This is a genomic window from Microcoleus sp. EPA2, assembly GCA_020882975.1.
Lineage (GTDB): Bacteria > Cyanobacteriota > Cyanobacteriia > Cyanobacteriales > Microcoleaceae > Microcoleus.
In genome coordinates, this window is sequence record JAHRFD010000001.1 from 51,828 (window position 1) to 76,458 (window position 24,631).

The window sequence follows — 24,631 nt, forward strand, 5'->3', positions numbered from 1 at the left end:
ATAATTCAGGATGTGAAATGAAAAATATTCCTCGTATAGAATATCTCAAAGTCCAAAACTACCGAGCTTTACATAATCTAGAACTTAAAAAAATTACTCCCTTAACCGTCTTCTTAGGACCAAATGGGAGCGGAAAATCAACTATTTTTGATGTTTTCGCTTTCCTGTCTGAATGTTTCACCGAAAGCCTAAGAAAAGCATGGGATAGACGAGGCAGATTCCGAGAATTACGTACCAGAGACAGTACAGGCTGTATCATCATTGAATTAAACTATCGAGAGACATCAAAATCACCGTTAATCACCTATCATCTCGCCATAGATGAAGAAAACAATCGTCCTTTTATCGCTGAAGAATGGCTACAGTGGAGACGAGCAGGTCAAGGTAAACCTTTTCGCTTTTTAGATTTCAAAAAAGGCGAAGGACAAGTTATTAGTGGCGCAACTCCTGATGAAGAAGATGAAAGGATAACCGAACAACTAGCATCCTCTGAATTATTAGCAGTAAATACATTAGGACAATTTGCCAAACATCCCCGCGTCAGTGCTTTAAGGCGGTTTATTACAGGTTGGTATTTATCTTATTTAACCGCCGATAATACCCGCAGCCTTCCCGAAGCAGGTGCACAGGAAAGATTGTCCCCCACTGGTGACAATTTACCAAATGTTATTCAATATCTAAAAGAACAACATCCCCAACGGTTAGAAGAAATACTAAAAACCCTTTCTGCTCGTATTCCACGCCTGGAAAAAGTCGAGGCTCTTGTCATGCAAGATGGCAGACTTTTGTTGGAAATTAAAGATGCTCCTTTTTCTCATCCCATTTTGGCAAAATATGCCTCCGACGGTACGTTAAAACTCTTAGCTTATCTAACAGTATTGTTTGACCCCAATCCCCCGCAATTAGTTGGAATAGAAGAACCAGAAAATCATTTACATCCGCGTTTATTACCTCAAGTTGCCGAAGAGTGTCGTTCTGCTTCTGCTAATACTCAATTAATGGTAACAACCCATTCTCCTTTTTTTGTGGATAGTTTAAAGCCAGAAGAATTATGGGTATTATATCGAGATGAAAAAGGTTTTACTCAAGCAAAAAGAACCGCAGATATGCAGGGAGTAAAACAATTTATGGATCATGGTGCATTACTTGGTTCGCTGTGGATGGAAGATTTTTTTGAGGTAGGAAACCCCCTCAAAAATGCGGGTGCTCCTCAATCATTTAAACCTAAAAATTAAGAGGAGGTGAGCATTTTGCATTTTGAGTTTTTAGTGGAAGAATCATCCCTAGAATCAGCTTTAACCCAGCTTTTGCCTAAAATATTGCCATCGACTGTTACATTTAAAATTCATGCTTTTAGAGGAAAAGATGATTTAATTTGTAAATTGCCTAACCGTTTGAAAGGTTATCAAGCATGGCTTCCACTTGATTGGAAAATTGTTATTTTAATAGATGAAGATCGAGAAGATTGTCTAAAATTAAAAAAGCAACTAGAAAATATAGCAATATTAGCCGGATTAATTACTAAATCTTCATGTCAAAAAAATAAATCTTTTCAAGTATTAAATCGAATTGTGGTTGAAGAATTAGAAGCATGGTTTTTCGGCGATGTTGAAGCAATTTGCCAAGCTTATCCTAAAGTCTCTGCCAATTTAGCTAATCAACAACCCTATCGAGATCCTGATGCTATCAAAGGAGGCACATGGGAGGCTTTAGAAAGAGTTTTACGAAGAGCTGGATATCATCAGGGAGGATTAGAAAAATATAAAGCCTCTAGCGAAATCTCTAAATATATGAATCCTGAATCAAATCGCTCTAAAAGCTTCCAAGTCTTTTGTCAAGGTTTATTAGAAAGTATCGATAGTTCCCAGGTATAATCAACTTTACAGATAATTGCCGATCGCGCTGTTGCTGAGCTAGGATCGCGATCGATGATTTAGAGGTCATGCTTTCGGAGGACAAGTCGTAAAAAATGTAACAAAAATTCCCTCGATCGCGCCACCGCTCGATCTCTCAACATCCTTAACCTCATCCAGTAGCGAGGGATCTGTCTACTTTACCAGGCGATCGCTCTGATTCCAGATAACTGCGCAATTTTACCTAAAATTTAGGAAGCTTCTTAATCGAATCTTTACATTTTTTAAATAAACACTGAATTTATACTGACGGAAAATTTAAAATTGTGTGGATTCTGAGAGAGGGCGATCGCGTAAGTATGTGGCAAAAGTCAAAAAATCAGGGAATAGTTGAGACCGGAGAGTGGCAAGGGGAGCTAAGTATCAGTAAAATGTATCGACATAATTTTGACTATTGACGAGACAAACTTGTGTGCAACTGCTTAAATGAGAATATGACGTTAATAACTTAATGTGATTTAACGTTAAATTTAGACCCAATTTCTGAGATTTGAGCTAACTTAACAAAGAAAGCCCCTGTTGCACTACTAAACCCGCAACGCTTCATTTGGGGTAATTTTCGGTCTCTAATCCAGAGTTGCCGAGTCACAACTAAAGCTACAAGCTTTATTCGATCGCGGATTTAGAATGATTCAATTTAGGGAAACAGGGTAAAGATGGGTGCATCTATACGGATTACATTAGCCGGAATTCCGGTCAGTCAAAAACTGTCTGCTCGGTGTCTGGACGGCTACGCCGCAGTCGTTCACCCACATACTCGCAGAAAAACACGCCAATCTCAAGTTTCAAAGTTCTTGTGGACGATTCTGAGGATTTAACCCAATCAGCGCTTAGTGCGTATTGTTAAACTAAGCTGACAAAACTTGGGTAGTTCTGACAAAGAATGGAAAATATCTTCCAATTTTTGTGAGAAAGGCTACAATCGGAAAGGTCTTTGCAAGATCCAATACTGAACTGTTTGGTGCTTCGATCCCAAACTTTTGCGTTTTGTGCAGCAGACGGGCATCCAAGGAGGCCGCAACTAGCCGTCCAACTGCTATGTCTGGCTACCAGAGTGAAAGCACCAGGCGAACTAAAAGTTCGACACCTGGAAAACAAAAGTTAAAGGGTTCCGTCCCAGGAAACTTGTACGGGTAAAAAATAGAAGTCCAAATTAGAACAGTTAGTATTTCCCGAAGTGCCTTCCCTCGGCTCTGTGGTTAGAGCTTCTAGGCAAAATATCGCAGAAAGTGCGGTAACAGATTGCGAAGAAAACAGCCAAGCACTCAATTCGAGGTCGCGACAATCATGTCTGCTATGGGCGAGATACTCGACAACACTGGATAACCAGTTCAAATCTGTACAGAGATATCTCGGTTAGGTCTAACCACAGACTAGGTTAAGAAGGTAACAACACCCTGTGGGTACATGGGGGAATCCTTACTCAGTAACTACCAGTTAAATATCTTGATTTAGTAAAGGAAGTGCTGGTAGCTTGAGAAACGTTCTTAACATTACCCAAACAAAAATCCTCCGATGATGCGGAGGCTTGACCAGATCAAAATATTTCTTGTAGACAATAACTGGCAGACAAAAAATCCCACTCTTTCTGGCTGTGGGAATGTCAATACTGGCTAAGTTGTCTAAACTACAAACAGACACTATTCGACTGTTATTTATTCTTCAATTCAGGAGCATGAGGAAGGCGGCATGATCCAGGCAAACACCGTACTCGAAACCAAAATCAAACCCCAAATGGAAACTATCGAGTTGCTTCGGAACGCCGAAAGCGTTCTACCTGAGAGCGAGTTGGAACTATTTATCGACGACGAAGACGATCGAGAAGATTTTCTAGATACTCAATCTGAGGAAGACGACACCAAGTCTGGCAAAGGTGCCAAAGCTCGCCGTCGAGCTCAGGCAAAGAAAAAGCACTATACTGAAGACTCTATTCGTCTTTACTTGCAAGAAATAGGTCGGATTCGGCTGTTACGAGCCGACGAAGAGATTGAACTGGCCCGTAAAATTGCCGATTTGTTAGAATTGGAGCGAGTCAGAGAACAACTCTTAGAGGATTTAGACCGAGAACCCAAAGACAATGAATGGGCGACTGCTGTCGAGATGGCGCTACCGGCATTTCGTCATCGACTCCATGTGGGACGGCGCGCCAAGGAAAAAATGGTGCAGTCAAACCTGCGTTTGGTGGTGTCGATCGCCAAAAAATACATGAATCGTGGTTTGTCTTTCCAAGATTTGATTCAGGAAGGCTCTCTCGGTTTAATCCGGGCTGCGGAAAAGTTTGACCACGAAAAAGGTTACAAGTTCTCAACCTACGCGACTTGGTGGATTCGTCAAGCCATTACTAGGGCTATTGCTGACCAATCCCGCACTATCCGCCTACCGGTTCACCTTTACGAAACCATTTCGCGGATCAAAAAAACTACGAAACTTCTTTCTCAAGAAATGGGTCGCAAGCCTACGGAAGAAGAAATTGCGACTAAGATGGAAATGACGATCGAGAAATTGCGCTTCATTGCTAAGTCAGCACAATTGCCGATTTCTTTAGAAACTCCCATCGGTAAAGAAGAAGATTCGCGTTTGGGAGATTTTATTGAATCAGACGGAGAAACCCCCGAAGATCAAGTCTCAAAAAATTTGTTGCGGGAAGATTTAGAAAGCGTTTTAGATACCCTCAGCCCGCGCGAGCGAGATGTGTTGCGACTGCGGTACGGCTTAGATGACGGACGGATGAAGACCTTGGAGGAAATTGGTCAAATCTTTAACGTCACTCGCGAGCGGATTCGGCAAATCGAAGCGAAAGCCTTGCGGAAGTTGCGCCATCCCAACCGGAACAGCATCTTAAAAGAATATATCCGCTAGAGTATTTATCTCGCATCACCCAAAAGAGTGATTTGGATTCCAGTTGCACTCAGCGACGATAGTTGACGGTTGACCATTGATGGTTGGCCGTTGACTTTCTGCTGCGAGTATGATATCATTCCCGGTTGTATCGGAATGATGTTGACAGCAAGACTTAAGTGGCAAATAGTTTGCTAAACTTATCTACAGTTGATTGCCCAGAGTCAGTTCCATGTTTGGCGTCAAGCGATCGCTCAAGTTGAATAAAAAAGAAGCGACCTTGATGGCAAAACACGCAGGATTTCGGCGCGTGGTATTTAACATGAATTACATTAAACCCCAGAAGTGTAGCAATCCTTCACCAGAAACCAATTCGATGATTACAGCAGCAGAGAAACCAATCATCGCCAGACGACCGTTCCAATTTTCTGCTCCTTCGCTAAAGCCCCAGTTCCAAGCGTTACGTTTTGGTTCTTGCATGGTACAAAGTTCCTTAATTAAGTTTTGTAATGCTTATGTAAATAAATATAACAGGCGCTTGCATAAAGTGCAAGCTTATGAGTAAAAAGGTAAAACTTGGCGATCGCTAACGGGGAAATATCGCCAATTCCGTCTCCGGGTCAAAAAGGTGAATTTTATCATGGGCGATCGCCAGCCACAACTCCTCGCCCACACGGATCGATCGCTCAGGAGGAACGCGCACTTGCAAGCAAAGGGCTGGTGCATCGGTGAGACTAACCCGCAAATAGGTTTCGTATCCCAAAGCTTCCACAATATCGACTTGAACCGAAAGATTTTTAGTAGCAGGAGGGTGAATGGTCAAATGTTCTGGCCGAATTCCCAAAATGAGAGATTTACCGTCATACTTTTGTAAACTTTTTGCCCAAATATCAGGTAAAGTAAAGCGAAAATGAGGGTGAGAAATTAATAACGGAGCAGTAAATTGCACCGGTAAAAAATTCATCGGCGGAGAACCAATAAACTCAGCGACAAACAAGTTAGCAGGTTTATTATAAAGCTGTAGAGGTACATCTACTTGCTGAAGTTGACCGAGATTCATAATCGCAATACGATCGCCCATAGTCATCGCCTCAGTTTGGTCGTGAGTCACATAAATAGTTGTAGTTCCCAATTGTCGCTGCAACTGCACAATTTGCGATCGAGTTTCCCCCCTTAATTTAGCATCCAGATTAGAAAGGGGTTCATCCATTAAAAAAACTTCAGGATTTCGAGCCATAGCCCTACCCAAAGCTACCCGCTGTTTTTGTCCTCCCGAAAGTTGTTTGGGTAAACGATTTAACAAAGGTTCTATTTGCAGCAATTGAGCAACTTTAGTTACTCGTTTCCCCACAGTTTTTTCCCGTTCCGAAAGATAGCGTAAACCCTTGGGTAAATTGCGAGTAATTCCTACTAACAAATCTTCGAGTAAAGGCTGAACTTGATATTTTTTAAAATTACTAATCACCCAATTTTCAATTTGATGAATAATCTCTTGTTTATTTTTATTGCTACCTAGGGACTGCTGACTAAGAACTAATGACTTCTTCTCCCTTTCCGATCGCCGCAATCCAAAAGCGAGATTATCGTAAACAGTTAAGTGAGGATAGAGAGCATAATTTTGAAACACCATGGCGATATTTCGGTCTTTAGGTGGCACATCGTTAACCAACCGATCGCCCACCCAGATATTACCAGCAGTCACAGTTTCCAAACCAGCGAGCGATCGGAGCAAAGTGCTTTTTCCGCAGCCAGAAGGCCCCACTAACACCATAAATTCCCCATCTTCGACAGTTAAGTTAATGCGCCGCAGAACGTTGTTAGACCTGGAGGGAGGGCTATCTGGTGAGAGATTTTCTGTATAATTTGCCTCTTTGTCCTGCTCTCCTTGGCGGAGTGGAAAACTTTTGTAGATATTTTCTAAGACAACTTTAGCCATTGAACTATTTTCAAATAGGGAATGGGGAATGGGGAATGGGGAATGGGGAATTGAGAATTGGGAATTGGGAATTGGGAATTGGGAATTGGGAATTGGGAATTGGGAATTGGGAAAAAGCCGAAAAGCAAAATATCTTCCTTTATCCCTCTTCCCCCTTGGGCAAGCGTTGTCGAAGGACTTTCTTCCTTCTTCCTTCTTACTTCTTCCTTCTACTGACAACTAATAACTTTGATGATTTTCTCTCCCGGATTGAGGTCAAAAACTCTCTCACCAGGAGCATCCTTGCCCCAAAAAGCAATAGCATCAGTAGCCGATCGCAGAAATCTGCCAGTATTAGTTAAAAGTTTGACATCACTACCAGGAACCACCCGCAGCAAGCCAACCAAAGTATCTTTAGGTTCTGCGAAACGAAAAGCTTGGGTGCCGATTTCACCGCGGTTAGTCAGTCGGACAGAACCCGCGGGCATCCGTTTGGCCCAACCCAACTCCGAAAATAGCACCAGAGTGTCATCGGGGTCTAGAGTAACACAACCCACCAAATCTTCTTGTTTTCGCAGCCGTGTGGCTTGAGAACCCTGGGCTGCACGGCCCATGGGTGGCAGTTGTTCGTCATTGACCTCAAACCGGAGGACTCTGCCTCCCGTTGTGGCGATGGCGACTTGTTCGCCGACTTTAGTAAGACTAGCCCAGCGCAGTCGATCGTCCTCCTTGAGCTTAACAAGAGTCACACCGCGATTAGTCAAATCCGCAAATTCTGAAAGTGGTAGGCGCTTAATTTTACCTTGCTCAGTCAAGGTTACTAAGTCTGTCGCTTCGGAATTTTCCGGCAAAATAAAGTGTGCGACTGTGAGTTCGGACAAAGTGCGGCCGGCACTTTCTTTGGTAGCCGATGGCGAAAGTAAACTGACGATGGGGGTACCTCGATCGCGCCCGGTGCTAGTGGGAATATCAGACACTTTTAGGGGATAAGCCTTACCACTGGGAGTTAAGATGACTAAATTGCGATCGGTTCTAGTCGGGCTGGCGGTGACAATAAAATCTTCATTTTTTTCTAAAGCTTGAAGCGACTTTTCCCTACTTTTAGGACGGGATTGATCGGCCGTCGGCAGCCGCCGCACATAATTTTTGTGAGTAAACTCAACAATAGTTTCCTCGGCCTGGGGCTGGGGAAATAGGGTGTGAGGCGCAGCTAATTCTGTGTCAGATGGGAGTGCGGATTTTTGCTTACCCGAACTTTTTGGTTGGCCGTTAGCAGCAGATGCCTGGCCATTAACCAATTTAGTACGGCGCGGGTCTGCGTGCTTACGTTTGAGCGATCGGAATTCTTTCTTTAAAGCCTTCAAAAGTTCATGTCTGTCGCCCAAAAGCCGCTGCAATTCTTGAATTTTTACCATCAACTCATCCAACTCAGACTGCAAATTTTGCCTTTCCAAACCAGTCAGCCGACGCATCGGCATCGACAAAATCGCATCAGCTTGACTTTCGGTCAAATTAAGCCGAACTTGGAAATTGGCTTTAGCAGTGGTGCCATCGGGAGCATTGCGGAGAATATCGATCGCCACATCAAGATTTGTCAAAGCCAACATTAAGCCTTGGACAATGTGACAGCGACGTTGGGCCACCTCCAACTCGTAATTGTAGCGACGGGTGAGAGTCACTTCCCGAAAATGCAAAAATTCTTGCAACAACTGTCTCAGAGTTAACTGTCGGGGTTGACCGTTGACAATTGCCAGCAAAATCGCCCCAAAATTAGTTTGCAAGTCAGTTTGTTGGTAAAGACGAGCTAGAACTGCTTCTGGGTTAGATTCCCGCTTGAGTTCGACCACCACTCGAATACCCTCGCGATCGCTTTCGTCCCGCAAATCAGCAATCCCATCAAGTCGGCCAGAATTTACCAAATCCGCCACCTTTTCAATCCAAGCCGCCTTATTCACCTGAAAAGGAAATTCCGTCACCACCAACGCCGTTTTAGTGCGTATTTTGCGATTACCAGGCACTTCCTCCACCCGAACCACACCCCTGACGGCAATACTACCTCGCCCCTTAGTGTAGGCATCAATAATGCCCTCTGTAGCAATAATTTCCCCACCAGTCGGGAAATCCGGTCCCGGAATTAGTTCCAGCAACTTCTGATCCGAGAGTTCTGGGTTTTCAGTCAAAGCAATTAAACCGTCCACCACCTCGCCCAGATTGTGTGGGGGAATATTAGTTGCCATGCCCACGGCAATGCCAGTACAGCCATTGAGAAGTAAAAAAGGCAATTGGGCAGGCAAAACCGTAGGTTCCTGCTGCGAACTGTCAAAATTAGCAGTAAAATCAACAGTGGCATCACCGACCTGAGTTAGCATGGCTTCATGAGCGATCGAAGCCAGTCTGGTTTCGGTGTAGCGCATGGCAGCAGCCGGATCATTGTCCACCGAACCAAAATTGCCGTGACCCGCCAGTAAAGGATAGCGGCTCGAAAACTCTTGAACCATACGCACCAAAGCGTCGTAAACCGATTGGTCGCCGTGGGGGTGATATTTTCCTAAAACATCTCCCACTACTCTGGCACACTTGCGGTAGGGTCGGTCTGGAGTCAGACCGAGTTCGTGCATCGCGTACAAAATTCGGCGGTGAACGGGTTTTAAACCGTCGCGGACATCAGGCAAAGCTCGCCCGACGATCACACTCATGGCATATTCAAGGTACGATTGCTGCATCTCGGCGTGCAAAGCCGTAGAAATTACTTGCCCGGAAAGTAGGTTGAGTTGTTTAGCCATGAGTCCTTATGTCCGTTAATTCCTGAGTGCTAGGGCAAGAGTCAAGGGGCCGGTAATGCTTGCCTATCTAAGCGTGAAAACTGTTTGTCGCTATTGGAACTGAAAGTTCGACAAAGCCGCCAATCAGGGGGATAAAAATCAACTTAACTTATGAAAAAAGAATAAGACTGCCGAAGACTGGCAACACTTGCTTTTTACCCTCCACTCTTACCCTAACCTCTATGTTGCCTTCAATGGCGCCTACCTTTTTATTTACACGATATGTGACAAAAATTTCTTGGAGTTCGCTTTTGCACAGACTGCCTCGGCTAAAATTTTTTAGTACCCGTGGATTTATTCAGCCTATCTGACAAACCTAAAACACAAGTCCATAACTAATGGAACGATACTGGGGTAAAACTGATTGGTGACTAGGCCAACATCAGTGATACCAGCAGGACTAAACATTGCTTGATTCTGAGAGCAAGTAGGAAACCAACACTTGATCAAATACGGGTTTTGCAGAGTTCCCGGCCTACGGCACTAAAAACACTGCATGATTTGAGGGGGAAAACCCCTGTACCTGATTTCCCTTTGGACTAAAACTACAAAAATGCTCAACTTTCCATAATTACTAACCTGCAACCAAGCCCTAAAAAGACTGAACTTGACAGACAAAACCTCCCACCAGCAAAACTGACCAGACCCCTTGGTAAAAAGAGGAATTACTTGAGCCGAGACAAAAAGGGAAAGAAACGCTACTTCCCCGCTCTGTCGCCGGCAATTCAATAGTCTTAAAACTATTGAAGTAACATTGCAAGGGCGATCGCGCAACTCAAGTAACCAAGTCCAGTCTGGCACTAACCCACCAAAAGCCTCCAACGAGCAAGCAAACCGTAGTGCGATCGCACAAGCAGGGCTTTAGAGTGAGAGAAAGAATCTGCCATGAGTTCGAGAGTAGCTGAAATTTACCCATCACAAATCGGGCAAAAAAAGCACGCCCTTACCCAACAGAATCTGCAAACATCCATGTTTTCTCAAAAGCCTGCAAACAACCCGCTCGATGCCTACTTCACAACAACTAGGGGAAATTGTCTAACCCACAAACAAAAGATTCACAGTGGCTTTTTTTTTACAACCACTCTTAGCGATACCCCCTCGCGTAACCATGCCCCAAAACTAGCGTTGCCCGATCGAACTTTCGAGGAGGCCCAGGGGTCCCAAAGGATATTTTCTGCTCCCATCTCAGAATACTGAGCCTTTCACTTACCGAATACTTTTATGAAAACCGTTCTGATTGTAGAGGACGATTTAGTCAATGCTAGAGTCTTCTCTAAAATTTTAACCAAGCGAGGAGGCTTGGCTGTAAAACACACAGAAAACGTCGAAGAAGTCATGCAAATCGCTTCAAAAGGCGAAGCAGACTTAATTTTGATGGATGTGTCCCTTTCACGTAGCGTATACCAAGGAAAAGCCGTTGATGGCATCAAAATCACCCAACTGCTCAAAGCAGACCCACAAACTGCTTCCTTGCCAATTATCCTAGTCACAGCTCATGCCATGGCAGGAGATAGGGAAACCTTTCTGGATCAGAGCGGTGCAGATGGCTACATATCCAAACCAGTAGTAGACCATCAGCTATTTGTTGACCAAATTAAAGCACTGCTGCCCCAAGAATAGCCACAACCAACAAAAAACAACTCAAACAAAAAACAGCAAAAAACCAAGGAAAAAAGCAACAGCAACTCCCAAAAACAAAACCCGCCCTTTATTAACCACAGAGGGCAAAAAACCAACTACCCAAACCAAAAAAAAGGCGAAACCCCCGGATTGATAGGAAGCACAAAACAGAGGCGATCGCAGCCTCCAGTTTCAGCAACCCTGCCAATCTCCCAACAAAAACAATCGCCATCGGGTCAATCCTAAAACTAACCAAAAACAAGCCAACTGCAAACTAGAACCTTTACAGTTCCAGCTCGCAGTTGGCCTCAAAAAAACAGCTTCAAAAAAAATCACCTACAGCCATCAACAAAAAGACACAAAATGATATCAATTCCGGTTGTATCGGAATGATTTAACCGAAAAGGCGCGTTCCCCGCAGGGGTTCCCGTAGGGTAGTACACGAAGCAAGAGAAGAGAGAGTTTAATCATTCCGATGAAGAGAGGATTTTATATGATTGGCCCATAGAGCTAGCCGTGTTTGACTTTGCTTGACATCCTTAGTCCTAGGGCTGTTTGATTAAATATTTTAAGTGTAGTCAAGCTCAGTGGACAATTTGCCGCGACTGACTGGTTTAATTTTGAGAGCAGCGAGGCGATCGTACACAGCTTGACGGCTTGCGAGTCCGTAACGATGCTGCAAATCCGACACAGCGTGGAATTCAGTCATTTTTTGATAATTGGTGAGGTTTGTCCACTAGACAATTCTAGCTTGTCCAGTGATGCAGTAGACAAGTTACTGGACAAACTCAAAAACGAAACTCGTTTCGCTTCTTGCAGAGAATTTGACGAATGATTCAAAACACGATCGCTATCAACAAGAAAGATCCCGATCGAAAGCTACCGACTGCTATCAAAGGCTTTAATTCGGATTTGCTTGGTTGATTAGCGGGGTTCCATTTCTAGCACTTTTTTGCTTCGTTAAGTGCTGTTTGTTGGGGAAAAGAGAAGCAGTCGCTATGAGTTTCCATTCAATTAGTTTCCCCAACGAGTGGGGACACTCCGCAACAGACGTGCGGAGTTTTTTGTCACGTTTCCATTCAATTAGTTTCCCCAACGAGTGGGGACCTTGCTGTGTGCTGCATACAAGTAGTCGCCGACAACTAAGCTACTACGTTTCCATTCAATTAGTTTCCCCAACGAGTGGGGACCACAATAATTCCCACTGTCCAACAGAATCAGTACCCAGATGGTCAGTTTCCATTCAATTAGTTTCCCCAACGAGTGGGGACAAAGGGCCCGCCCCTTAAAGGCTAACCGTACCACATAATGTTTCCATTCAATTAGTTTCCCCAACGAGTGGGGACACAATCTGGTCTGACGCTACAACAGAAGCTCAAGTTGGCGACATGTTTCCATTCAATTAGTTTCCCCAACGAGTGGGGACTGGGAACGGTCGCATCATGCAAGGTGCAGACGGGCGCTGGTGGGCTTGGAAGTTTCCATTCAATTAGTTTCCCCAACGAGTGGGGACCACGCTGTGGTCGATCGTCCGCAAGGAAATACTAGGGGTTTCCATTCAATTAGTTTCCCCAACGAGTGGGGACCAGCTAGGCAGGTAATTCCTGCCTAGCTAATCGCTTCACAAGTCCCATGCAAAACAAACCCCCTTTACCTCCCGGAGTCGAACATCAAATCAAGTTGTTTCGTGTGGATTATCCACCTGTTTCCATTCAATTAGTTTCCCCAACGAGTGGGGACTTTGCTCAGCCTAAAATATATTCCAATTTCACAAGCCGAACTTTTTGGTTTCCATTCAATTAGTTTCCCCAACGAGTGGGGACCCATCGGTGAGCTCAATGAGCTTGATGAATGGCTGTTTCCATTCAATTAGTTTCCCCAACGAGTGGGGACGCCCCATGGTATACCGTGAGTGGGTTAATCTATGTGCCCTGTTTCCATTCAATTAGTTTCCCCAACGAGTGGGGACTCCTCCACTATACACCCCATACAGCGCAAGGTGTCCAGAGGCCATTTGCGAGGGTCAGATCTTTTTCTTGGATTTAACACCTGTGTTCGCTCCACAAAAATCCATGAAACCCTTACCCAGTAAGCCTGCGAGGGTCACGACGCAAAAAAGTCGTTTCAGCCAATTTACCGCCAGCCTCGCAACACCAGCTAAATAATCACTGATCCAGGTGCTTTTGTCACCGGTGCCCCCACACCCCAAGTCCCCACCTGTCCCCCAACTACCCCCCCGCGAGTTCGGGGGGGCTTTGAATGCCTGTGGGCGATCGGGATGCGCTTCCTATTCCTTTCCCAAAAACGAAACCCGTTTCGCTTTTGAAAAAGAATAACTAGGCAACCACATTAGTCCTCGTCGTCATAGTCATCCCCAAGCTCGAAGTCATCATCCCCCATCGCCCCCATCGCATCATCATCCCCATCCGCCACAAAATCATCATCCCCAACCTCAACCTCCTCCTCAAACTCATCATCCGCCTCAACATCCGAACCAGAACCCACACCAAACCCAGACTCGATCGCATAAGCACGACGAGCCGAGCGATCGTCCAGCACCCCGCCCTCCGGCAAGCCCCGAACATCCTCATCATCAAACACCCCACCATCCAGCGAAATATCCGCACTTAGCTGATCCTCATAGGCATTGAACCCCGTACCAGCCGGAATCAAACGCCCAATAATCACATTCTCCTTCAGCCCCCGCAACCAATCAGACTTACCCTCGATCGCAGCCTCCGTCAACACCCGCGTCGTCTCCTGAAAAGAAGCAGCCGAAATAAAGCTATCAGTATTCAAAGAAGCCTTAGTGATACCCAACAACACAGGAACATAATCCGCCGGCGCACCACCAGTAATCGACATCGCCTCGTTCACCTGCTCCACCTGCCGCAACTCCACCAGCTCCCCAGGAAGCATAGTAGTATCACCCCCATCCTCCATCCGCACCTTATTAGTCATCTGTCGGACAATCACCTCAATGTGCTTATCAGAAATATCAACCCCCTGAGACTGATAAACCGCCTGCACCTCATTCACCAACAAAGTCTGCACCTGCAAGAAACTCTCCAGAGCCGCCTCAAAAGTCGGCTTCCGCTCCTTCAGCACCTGGAAATAAACCTCCAGAATCTCATGAGGATTCGCCGGCCCATCAGTCAGCGCCTCCGCAGCACCCACCCGCTGTCCATCAGAAACAATCGGATTCTGACCAGGAAGCAAAGCATACTCCTCAATCCGGCCATCATCCTCCACCACCCGCAACTCCACAACATCCCCATCAGCCTCCACCTGAGCCACCCCAGGACGCTTCGCCAAAATACAAGCCTCCTTCGGCTTCCGAGCCTCCAGCAACTCCTCAATCCGCGGCAAACCCTGGATAATATCCCCCGTCTTCGCCCGCTCAAACACCAAAATCACCAGATTATCGCCCCGCTGCACCAAATCCCCATCATCCACATGGAGCACCGCACCAGCCGAAACCCGATAGGGACGCGCTATCCGCAACAAAATCTGAGCCGACCCCCCCTCAGTAGTTGGAGAAATCACCTTCATCACCTGACCAGACTCTTGCAGAAAAATCCCAGGAGCCACCTCAGTCCCAGCCACCAACAACTCCCCAGCACTCACCTGGGGAACCCCAGCCACATCAACAGTCACCGCATCCGAATCCCGCATCACCAAAAGTCGGCGCACCGGCTCCCCAATCTTTTCCCGAATCCCCCGGACAGTCCCCGCCTCCTTACACAAAATCTCCGTCCGAGCCACCACAGCCCCAGGCGCAATCTCTTGACCATCCTCCACCAACAATCTGGTGTGAGTGCTCCCTTGAGTTGGGTCCGCCGAAACATCCCGGCGCAAAGCCAAAGACTCCAAAATCACCAACTGGAGACGCATCGGCTTCGATCGCCCTTCCCCATCCTCATCCAGCATCGCCAGAGCCCCATCAGACTCCGCCCCATCCAACTGCCACCCAGGACCAGAACCATCCGCCCCAAAAGCCACAGCATCCACCTCATCCGGCAACAGCTCAATATCCGCCGCCAACTGCGGAGCATCAGTCCCAATCTCCAAAATCAACTGAGTCCGCAACAACTCCAACCCATCCACAGACTTCACCCGCTCCCCATCCTTATAGGGCAACCGTTGAACCGCCCGCAGAGCAATAGACTCATTCAGCGCCGTCTGCGAAGGCACGGGAGGGCGATCGGGCACAGGGAATTCCACCACAGGCCGCAACAACAACGCAGGACCCTCCGGTGTCTCGATATATTCCGCATAGGCCAACTCCCCAGCAATCAAACCAGGCACAACCTCCTGACCCGCATTCACAATTTGCCCCTCACCCAGAGCCAACAGAGGGCGATCGACAGCGTGCAACTCCCCAGGCTTAATCACAATTTCCCGCAAAATGTCATTCTTCTGAGTCACCTCCACAGCCCCACTGGTTTGGCAGAAAATATCCTTCACCACCTCAGTCCCAGCTTCCACATACTGCCCATCCTCCACCAACAGCAGAGAAATATCCTTATTCACCTCATGGCACTCCTCCGGTATCCACAGCAGAGTACCACCCTTCACCACCTCATAGCCCAGCTTCGCCTTCCCACGCTTGTGCACTTCCACCCCGGCGTATTTCACAATACCCCCAGTCGCCGTGCGATAGCTATCATCCAGCAACTCCGCCACCACTTCCCCATTAATCACCTTACTGCCAGGAGTAGTCTTCAGAGAAAAACGCTGATTAGAAGCCGTCTCAATAATGTAATGCTCCCGACCCCCAATGCTCTGGGCCCGAACCACCGCCTGATCCAACAACACCTGAGCCGTAATAATCTCAATCTCCCTAGAATCAGCAATCCGCACCACCCCGCCATGTTCCGAAATCAACTTAGTCTCCGCAATCACGCTCTGGGCTGGAATCCGATCGCCATTCTTCACCGCCGGCTCAGCCCCCGGAGGCAAATTATACACCTCCCCAGAAAGAATCCAAACCAACCCCCCCTTACTAGCAGTCCGAGTCGTATTACCCTGGCGATCGGTCTTTTCCTCTGGAATAATGTCAGCAAACTTCGCCTCCCCAGCCAAATCCGAAGCCACATCCGTAGTCACCTTCTCCGTAGTCTTCTTCGCCGCCCGCCCCGCGATCGGGACTTCCGCCAAAATCTGACCAGGCTTAGCCCGCTGTCCATCCTTCACCATCACCGTCGAACCCTGAGCGATCGCCAGCTCAATCTTCAGCCTCTGATTCTTCGCCCCAGACTTTCCTTCCTCAAAACCCTCCCCCTCCAAAATCAACTTGCCACTATTTTCCGCCACCAGAGCCTCTTCCCCATGGCGAGTACGGAAAGCACGAGTCCGCAGATTCTTGAACTTCACCACACCAGCAAAAGGAGCCCGTTCCTGCTTAGCAACCTCCCCAGTGAACACCCCCCCAGTGTGGAAAGTCCGCATAGTAAGCTGAGTCCCCGGTTCCCCAATAGACTGAGCCGCAATAATCCCGATCGCCTCCCCCATATCCACCATCTTCGAGTGTGCCAAACTCCAGCCATAGCAACACTGACAAACCGAACGAGTAGCCTCGCAAGTCAAAGGCGATCGCAAAAACACCTCCGTCACCCCAGACTTACCAATCTCCAAAGCCAACTCCTCAGTAATCGGCTGATTCCGCACCGCCAGCTCATTCTCAAAAGCCACAACCTTCCCAGTAATCGGATGAATCACATCCGCCGCAAACACCCGGCCCAGCAGCCTCTCCCTCAGCGGAATCAACACCGTAGCCCCATCCATCATCGCGCGCACCCGAATCCCCCGCTGCGTCCCACAATCCACCTCCCGCACAATCACATCCTGAGACACATCCACCAACCTTCTAGTCAAATACCCAGAATCCGCCGTCCGCAGAGCCGTATCCACCAACCCCTTCCGAGCCCCATAAGAAGAAATAATATACTCCGTAACCGTCAGCCCCTCCCGGAAATTAGTCTTAATCGGCAAATCAATAATCTCCCCCTGGGGGTCCGCCATCAGCCCCCGCATCCCCACCAACTGCCGCACCTGAGAAATATTCCCCCGCGCCCCAGAAAAAGCCATCATATAAACCGAATTCAAAGGGTCCGTCGCCCGAAAATTCTTCACCACCTCATCCTTCAAATCCTCCGACGTACTATTCCAAGTATCAATCACCTTCTGGAACCGCTCCACCTCAGTAATCTCCCCGCGAGTATACCGCTGCTCCGTAATCCGAATCTCCTCCTCCGCAGCATCCAACAGCGATCGCTTAGAAGGCGGCACCTGCAAATCATCCACACTAATAGACACCCCCGCACGAGTCGCAAACCGAAAACCCAAATCCTTCAACTTATCCGCCATCTGCGCCGTCCGCGCCGTACCATGATGCGTAAAAAACCAAGAAATCAACCTCTTAAGACGGCCCTTATCCACAACACCATTGTGAAAAACAATACCCTTATCCATTGCCATTTTGTTTACCCTTAAATTACCTAAATTGTTTACAAACTTTCACCAACTCAAACCAATTTAATGCGTCGTTGCATATATTTCGATCCCCCTCGCATCCCCCTTAAGAAGGGGGACTTTGAGAAGCATCTTGCCTCCCCCTTCTTAAGTGGAACTTGGAGAAGCATCTTGTCCCCCCCCTATTAAGTGGAACTTGAAGAAGCATCTTGTCCCCCCCTTATTAAAGGGAACTTGGAGAAGCATCTTGTCCCTTAATAAGGGGGACTTTGAGAAAAATCTTGTCCTCCCCTTATTAAGTGGAACTTGGAGAAGCATCTTGTCCCTTAATAAGGGGAACTTGGAGAAGAATCTTGTCCCCCCCTTCTTAAGTGGAACTTGGAGAAAAATCTTGTCCTCCCCTTATTAAGTGGAACTTGAAGAAGCATCTTGTCCCTTAATAAGGGGGACTTGAAGAAGCATCTTGTCCCCCCCTTATTAAGGGGGGTTAGGGGGGATCGGAATTCCATGCAGCATCATAAAAAATTGGTATCAAAACGTCACCTTTTTTTAGCAAACAGTTAACAACCGACTCCACATCAACCATCAACCATCACCCTAATTATTTATCACCGACAAAATCGTCTGATGATAAATAACCCTCCCCGGAGTAGTCCGAATATATTGATTAATCACATTCCCCTCCTCATCTTCCCGAACCCGACGAAACTTATACTCCTTAGTCACAATACCCCCAGGCGATCGCTCCATCTTCAAAGGCTCCCCCTCCGGTTCCCCACTCTCAATAACCCCCTGGAACCTCACCCAAACATAAGAATGCAAATCCACAACCTTCTGCTCATAAGCAACCACCACATCATCCAAATTCGCAAAAAACCGACCAGCCCCCCTCTGCCCATGAGGATTATCCGCCGTCAAATAATAGCAACCCAAAACCATATCCTGAGAAGGAGTCACAATCGGTCTTCCCGTCGCCGGCGACATAATATTATTAGAAGCCAACATCAACAACCTCGCCTCCGCCTGAGACTCCAACGACAAAGGAACGTGCACCGCCATTTGGTCCCCATCAAAATCCGCATTAAAAGCCGGACAAACCAAAGGATGCAACTGAATCGCCCTCCCATCCACCAAAATCGGCTCAAAAGCCTGAATCCCCAACCTGTGCAAAGTAGGAGCCCGATTCAACATCACCGGATGACCCTCAATCACCTCCTGCAACACCTCCCACACCCCAGCATCACCCCGCTGAATCATCTTCTTCGCAGCCTTGATATTGTTCACCAACCCCTGACGAATCAACCGGTGAATCACAAAAGGTTGAAACAACTCGATCGCCATCTCCCTAGGCAATCCACACTGGTGAATCTTCAACTTCGGCCCCACCACAATCACCGAACGACCAGAATAATCCACCCGTTTACCCAACAAGTTTTGGCGGAACCTACCCTGTTTCCCCTCAATAATGTCCGACAAAGACTTCAGCGGCCGATTGTTCGCCCCCACCACAGTCCTACCTCGTCTCCCATTGTCAATCAGCGCATCCACCGCCTCCTGCAACATCCGCTTCTCATTCCGAATAATAATCTCCGGCGCCAAAATCTCCTGCAACCTAGCCAACCGATTATTCCGATTAATCACCCGCCGATAAAGATCATTCAAATCCGAAGTAGCAAACCGTCCCCCATCCAACTGCACCATCGGCCGCAAATCTGGAGGAATCACCGGAATCACCGACAACACCATCCAATCCGGCTGCGAACCAGTAGCAATGAAATTATCAATTACCCGCAATCGTTTAATCAACTTCGCCCGCTTCTGCCCCTTCGCATTCGCAATATCCTCCCGCAGTTTTTCCGCCTCCGACTCCAAAGGAATATTCTGCAACAAAACCTGCAACGCCTCCGCCCCAATTCCCACTTCCACTCCCGTCAGAGTCGAATCCTCGCTATACAATTCATCCTCAATTTCTAGCCAAGCATCCTCCGTCAACAACTGCTTATATTGCAACTTATCCGCATTCCCCGCATTCAACACCACATAGGCATTGAAATAAACAATCTGCTCCACATCCCGCAAAGGCATATCCAACAAAATTGCCATATAGCTAGGAATACCCTTCAGATACCAAACATGGGCCACCGGTGCCGCCAACTTAATAAACCCCATCCTATGACGGCGCACCCGCGACTCCGTTACTTCCACCCCACATCTTTCGCAAACAATTCCCCTATGTCTCACTCTCTTATATTTCCCACAATGGCACTCCCAGTCCTTCGCCGGCCCAAAAATCCGCTCACAAAATAAGCCATCCATTTCTGGTTTTAAGGTTCTATAATTAATTGTTTCTGGTTTTGTTACTTCTCCAGTTATTTGACCGTTTGGTAAAGTTCTTTCTCCCCACTGGCGAATTCTTTCTGGGGATGCTAATCCTATTTTGACATAATCAAAGCGTTGTTCTAATTTAGCCATTGTGACTCCAATTGATAATTTACTTTTTTTGTTTGCTCAAGGGTTTGAGCCTGGGTGAATTTGTGATGGGGAGGTTGTTAGTTATGGGTTATTAGTTATTAGTTATTAGTTATTAGTTATGGGTTATTTGTTCTTCCCCTAACATACAACACTTCGAGCCTTCAACTAAGTGGTTCCTGGTCTGGAGCTCCGCCGCTCCAAGCAGGGAGTCCAAGGGCACGGCGCGCCACCACTAACCACTAAGCCTTCGACTACGCTGGCTGGCACCGCCACTAACTACTAACTAATAACTAAATTTTGTTTTTCCATTCTGATTGCTGTGGTTATGCTTGGGTGCGGAATGGTTGCCCAACTTATTTTTTGCCAATTAATACAGCCTGTTGAGCGGTGAATTGCTTTTTCATCAATTGCTGGGACAACTTTTGCAATGGTCATGTTCAGCGTCTCTCCCTTTTGGAGCGTTGATTTGCAATCTTACCTGTGGTACGAACAATGTTGAGGTTTTCTATTTGAGATGGTTGATTTGAGACTTTGGGTTTAGTGTTGCTCAAAATCTCAAATCTACTATCTCCAACCCCTACATATCTTCGTCTAGTTCATCACGGGAAAGGGATTCATAGGTTGGTCTAGAGGGCGATCGCCTGCCACCGACATCTGCCATCAAATCTACCTCTACGTGTTCGCTACCATCATCGGATGTGTTGACTTTATGAACAGCAATATCTAAACACAAAGATTGCAATTCTCGCATCAACACTTTGAAAGATTCTGGAGTACCGGGGCGGGGAATTGCCTTACCTTTGACGATCGCATTTAGAGCCTCATTTCTGCCCTGCATATCATCGGACTTGACAGTTAACAACTCCTGCAAAGTATAAGCAGCCCCAAAAGCTTCCAAGGCCCACACTTCCATTTCCCCAAACCGCTGTCCGCCTTGCTGAGCTTTACCACCCAAAGGTTGTTGTGTTACCAACGAGTAAGGTCCGGTGCTGCGGGCGTGAATCTTGTCATCTACCAAGTGGACGAGTTTGAGCATATAAGCGATGCCGACTGTCACAGGGCGATCGAACGGCTCACCAGTGCGACCATCATAGACAATAGTCTTGCCTGGATGTTTTTCATCAAACACCCAGGGTTTGCCTGTTTTTTCCCGCGCTTCTTGCAACTTGCCGTGGACGGTTTCGCGAGACTTCTCAGCCCCGTGCATTTCATCGAAAGGCACCATCTTAAACCGCATCGACAGATTTTCCCCAGCCCAGCCGAGCAAGCACTCAAAAATCTGACCCACGTTCATCCGTGACGGTACGCCTAGGGGATTCAACACCATATCCACCGGTGTCCCGTCGGGCAAATAGGGCATATCTTCCATGGGCAAAATCCGAGACACAATACCCTTATTGCCGTGGCGGCCTGCCATTTTGTCTCCGACTTGAATCTTGCGCTTTTGGGCGACATAAACTCGGACTACCATGTTTGCACCAGGAGGTAGTTCGTCGCCTTGTTCTCTGGTGAACACCCGCACGTCTACAACGCGGCCTTTTTCACCGTTGGGAACGCGCAGGGAATTGTCGCGGACATCTCTGGCTTTTTCGCCAAAAATAGCCCTCAACAGTTTTTCTTCTGGGGGTTGGTCTGATTCACCTTTGGGAGTTACTTTACCGACCAAAATGTCGCTAGCTTCTACCCAAGCCCCTTTGCGGATAATTCCTTGTTCGTCTAATTGTCGTAGTGCGTCTTCGCCGACGTTGGGAATTTCACGGGTGATTTCTTCAGGGCCGAGTTTGGTTTGGCGGGCTTCGATTTCATACTTTTCAATGTGAATTGAAGTATAAACATCTTCGTAGACCAGGCGTTCGCTAATCAACATCGCGTCTTCGTAGTTGTAGCCTTCCCAGGGCATATAGGCTACGAGGATGTTGTGTCCTAGGGCGAGTTCTGCGCCTTCGGTGGAGGAACCATCGGCGAGGACTTGACCGGCTACAACGCGATCGCCCTCATAGATCAAAGGACGCTGATTCAAGCAGGTATCCTGGTTAGAACGCTGATACTTTTGTAACTCATGTTCGATGCAGCCAGCATACTTTTGTTTAAAAGCCGAAGGATTTCTCGTCCTGAGCTCATCATAATCCCGAATCATAAACAACTCTTCCGATGAAGGGGATTCAGCATCGGGGTCTAGGGATTTGACGATTACTCTGGTGGCATCGATGTAGACAACTTCTCCGTTGGTGCGGGAAACCACCACCATCCCGGAATCTCGCGCTGCTTGAGCTTCCAAACCTGTACCCACGAGTGGTCGTTCTGGTTTGAGCAATGGCACTGCTTGGCGCTGCATATTGGAACCCATCAGAGCTCGGTTCGCGTCGTCGTGTTCCAGGAACGGAATTAGTGATGTGGCGACGGAAACGATTTGGACTGGCGAAATTGCCATGTAGTCCACTTGCATGGGTGTCGTCGTGGTGAATTCCTGACGGTAGCGGACGGCTACGGTTTCGCCGAGGAGGTTGTTGTTTTCATCGAGGCTAATGTCCCCCGGTGCAACCCGCAAATCATCTTCTTCATCGGCTGTCATGTAAACGGGAGCTTTGTCTCGCAGCACTTTTCCTTTTTCGACTGGGTAAAAAGGGGTTTCGATGAAGCCGTAGGGGTTGACTCTGGCGTGGGTTGCTAGGGAGCCGATGAGTCCGGCGTTGGGGCCTTCTGGTGTTTCGATGGGGCAAATCCGACCGTAGTGGGACGGGTGAATATCCCGAACTGCAAAGCCTGCGCGTTCGCGGGTGAGACCTCCTGGTCCTAGGGCGGATAGGCGGCGTTTGTGGGTCAGTTCTGCCAAGGGATTGGTCTGATCCATAAACTGCGATAGCTGGGAAGAGCCAAAGAACTCTTTGATGGCTGCTACTAGGGGTTTTGGATTGACCAGGGATGTGGGACTTAGGGAGTCGGAATCGGAAACGGTCATTCTTTCGCGAATGATTCGTTCTAGGCGGTTGAGTCCTACTCTGACTTGGTTTTGGAGCAGTTCTCCGACACTTCGGACGCGACGGTTTCCTAGGTGGTCGATGTCGTCTGTGGAGCCGATGTCGAATTCGAGGTTAATTAAATAGTCGATCGCGGTCAGGATATCCTGGGATGTCAACACGCGCACTGTGTCTGGGACGGTCAAGTTCAACTTTTTGTTGAGCTTGTAGCGTCCTACTCTGCCCAAGTCGTATCGTTTGGGGTCGAAGAATCGGGAATTGAGTAATTGTTCGCCGCCTGCTACCGTGGGGGGTTCCCCCGGTCTTAGTTTGCGGTAGAGCTCCATCAGGGCTTCTTCTTCGCCGAATTGTCCTTCTTTTTCGATCGTCTTTTGGAAGTATTCGGGATGGCGCAAACTGTCGTAGATTTCGCCATCTGTGAGTCCGAGGGCTTTGAGCAATACCTGGGCGCTGAGTTTGCGGGTTTTGTCGATTCTGACCCAGACTAAATCGTTTTTGTCGGTTTCAAATTTCAGCCATGCGCCACGGTTGGGGATCAGAGATGCGTTGTAGGAACGGCGACCGTTTTTGTCTGTTTCTGATTTGTAGTAAACGCCTGGGGAACGCACGATTTGATTAACAATGACTCGTTCTGCGCCGTTGATAATGAAGGTCCCGCGTTCGGTCATCAAGGGCAAATCGCCGATGAAGACTTCTTGTTCTTTGATTTCGCCTGTTTCTTTGTTAATCAAACGGGTGGGGACGTACATTTGTACTGAGTAGGTACTGTCCCGTCGTTTGGCTTCGTCTACATCATACTTGGGGCGCTTCAGTTTGAAGTCTTTGCCGATGAAGTGGAGTTCTAGCTTCCCTGTGTAGTCTGTGATGGGGGAGAAACTGTCTAGTTCTTCGATCAGTCCGGCTTCTAGGAACCAGCGAAAACTTGCCCGCTGGATTTCGATCAGGTCGGGCAAGGTGAATGCGAATTCTGTGTAATCTTTACTGGTCATGGGTGTCCTTTTTCCTGAGCAAGCTCTAGCTTTTTACATGGTGCCCAACCGGGGCATTTTTTACCTTGCTTTCGTTTTTTTGAGAGATTGTGTGAGAGAATTTATATGATGTTTTCCATCGCTCACCAACTACTGCAACGGTTATGTTTGCGGGTAGCTCGCAGCGGATTATTGCTCATTTTGGCTTCGATCGATAGCCTTTTGGTTCCGATCTCTGGGTGTTCTATTTTTAATTCCTTACACATTTCATTCCTAGAATTGACTTTTCAGCTATTGCCAAATTTCTGAGAGTCTCAGTTTTTTAGATGTGTATTTTTCCGGTGTATTAGTTGATTGTTTGGTCAGACTGGCTGATGCAATACTAACTTTCGCTTGTAGTTTCCGAGAAACTGCTATTGCCCTAGTAGTGCGCCAACGCTCGATCGCCTTGTTCTTTTGATTATAGGGCGCAAATCCGATCGATGGCCAACTTCAAACGATAACATATTCGTGGTGCCGACTGATGCCGTTTCCTGGCGATCGATGGCAGTAAGTAGAAGGCATAAGGCTCTTCGACCCTTCGACTACGGGAGCTTGCAGGTTTCAGGTCACGAATCGTGTCATGAAGAAA

General features: G+C 47.4%; 13 protein-coding genes and 1 CRISPR repeat array. Of the genes, 5 read left to right on the forward strand and 8 right to left on the reverse strand.

What is annotated here, in order from left to right:
• The first annotated feature begins 17 nt into the window (after positions 1-17).
• From AAFP14_RS00165 to rpoD, 3 genes are all read left to right on the forward strand, one after another.
• Positions 18-1,235 carry an AAA family ATPase gene (locus tag AAFP14_RS00165; protein WP_341730327.1) on the forward strand — a complete coding sequence of 406 codons (1,218 nt, stop codon included), beginning with the start codon at positions 18-20 and terminating at the stop codon, positions 1,233-1,235.
• A gap of 33 nt (positions 1,236-1,268) precedes the next feature.
• Complete coding sequence (locus AAFP14_RS00170) at positions 1,269-1,874, forward strand: DUF4276 family protein (protein WP_341730328.1); 606 nt, start codon at positions 1,269-1,271, stop codon at positions 1,872-1,874.
• A gap of 1,728 nt (positions 1,875-3,602) precedes the next feature.
• Complete coding sequence (gene rpoD / locus AAFP14_RS00175) at positions 3,603-4,772, forward strand: RNA polymerase sigma factor RpoD (protein ID WP_341730329.1); 1,170 nt, start codon at positions 3,603-3,605, stop codon at positions 4,770-4,772.
• A gap of 306 nt (positions 4,773-5,078) precedes the next feature.
• On the opposite strand, the gene AAFP14_RS00180 is transcribed toward rpoD, so the two are convergent.
• Both AAFP14_RS00180 and AAFP14_RS00185 read right to left on the reverse strand, forming a co-directional pair.
• Positions 5,079-5,231, reverse strand: coding sequence for a chlorophyll A-B binding protein (locus tag AAFP14_RS00180; protein ID WP_340522409.1), 153 nt, complete (start codon positions 5,229-5,231; stop codon positions 5,079-5,081).
• 106 nt (positions 5,232-5,337) lie between these two features.
• Positions 5,338-6,687 (reverse strand): ABC transporter ATP-binding protein, encoded by a 1,350-nt coding sequence (locus AAFP14_RS00185; protein WP_341730330.1) that lies wholly within the window; start codon positions 6,685-6,687, stop codon positions 5,338-5,340.
• Between the two features lie 28 nt (positions 6,688-6,715).
• Between AAFP14_RS00185 and AAFP14_RS00190 the strand changes: the two genes are divergently transcribed.
• Positions 6,716-6,910 carry a hypothetical protein gene (locus AAFP14_RS00190; RefSeq protein ID WP_341730331.1) on the forward strand — a complete coding sequence of 65 codons (195 nt, stop codon included), beginning with the start codon at positions 6,716-6,718 and terminating at the stop codon, positions 6,908-6,910.
• Here the strand turns inward: AAFP14_RS00190 and AAFP14_RS00195 are convergent.
• Positions 6,897-9,449 carry a DNA gyrase/topoisomerase IV subunit A gene (locus AAFP14_RS00195; protein ID WP_341730332.1) on the reverse strand — a complete coding sequence of 851 codons (2,553 nt, stop codon included), beginning with the start codon at positions 9,447-9,449 and terminating at the stop codon, positions 6,897-6,899. The two genes, AAFP14_RS00190 and AAFP14_RS00195, sit on opposite strands and share 14 nt — an antisense overlap.
• A 1,260-nt stretch (positions 9,450-10,709) precedes the next feature.
• On the opposite strand from AAFP14_RS00195, the gene AAFP14_RS00200 reads away from it, so the two are divergent.
• Positions 10,710-11,108, forward strand: coding sequence for a response regulator (locus AAFP14_RS00200; protein ID WP_341730333.1), 399 nt, complete (start codon positions 10,710-10,712; stop codon positions 11,106-11,108).
• Positions 11,109-11,676: 568 nt separating this feature from the next.
• On the opposite strand, the gene AAFP14_RS00205 is transcribed toward AAFP14_RS00200, so the two are convergent.
• The 5 genes from AAFP14_RS00205 to rpoB all read right to left on the reverse strand — a co-directional run bounded on the left by AAFP14_RS00205 (position 11,677) and on the right by rpoB (position 24,021).
• The gene (locus tag AAFP14_RS00205; RefSeq protein WP_341730334.1) at positions 11,677-11,817 is read right to left on the reverse strand and encodes a hypothetical protein; all 141 of its coding nucleotides are present in this window, start codon (positions 11,815-11,817) and stop codon (positions 11,677-11,679) included.
• A gap of 293 nt (positions 11,818-12,110) precedes the next feature.
• Positions 12,111-12,695: direct repeats of the CRISPR family, unit length 36 nt; unit sequence GTTTCCATTCAATTAGTTTCCCCAACGAGTGGGGAC.
• A 762-nt stretch (positions 12,696-13,457) separates the two neighbouring features.
• A complete protein-coding gene (locus AAFP14_RS00210; protein WP_341730335.1) occupies positions 13,458-17,588 on the reverse strand; it encodes a DNA-directed RNA polymerase subunit beta'' in 4,131 nt (1,376 codons plus the stop codon).
• Between the two features lie 591 nt (positions 17,589-18,179).
• On the reverse strand, positions 18,180-20,054 hold the full coding sequence (locus tag AAFP14_RS00215; protein ID WP_341730336.1) for a DNA-directed RNA polymerase subunit gamma: 1,875 nt from the start codon (positions 20,052-20,054) through the stop codon (positions 18,180-18,182).
• A 279-nt stretch (positions 20,055-20,333) separates the two neighbouring features.
• Entirely contained in the window at positions 20,334-20,489 is a 156-nt protein-coding gene (locus AAFP14_RS00220) for a hypothetical protein (RefSeq protein WP_341730337.1), read from the reverse strand.
• A 142-nt stretch (positions 20,490-20,631) separates the two neighbouring features.
• On the reverse strand, positions 20,632-24,021 hold the full coding sequence (gene rpoB / locus AAFP14_RS00225; RefSeq protein WP_341730338.1) for a DNA-directed RNA polymerase subunit beta: 3,390 nt from the start codon (positions 24,019-24,021) through the stop codon (positions 20,632-20,634).
• Positions 24,022-24,631: the final 610 nt, after the last annotated feature.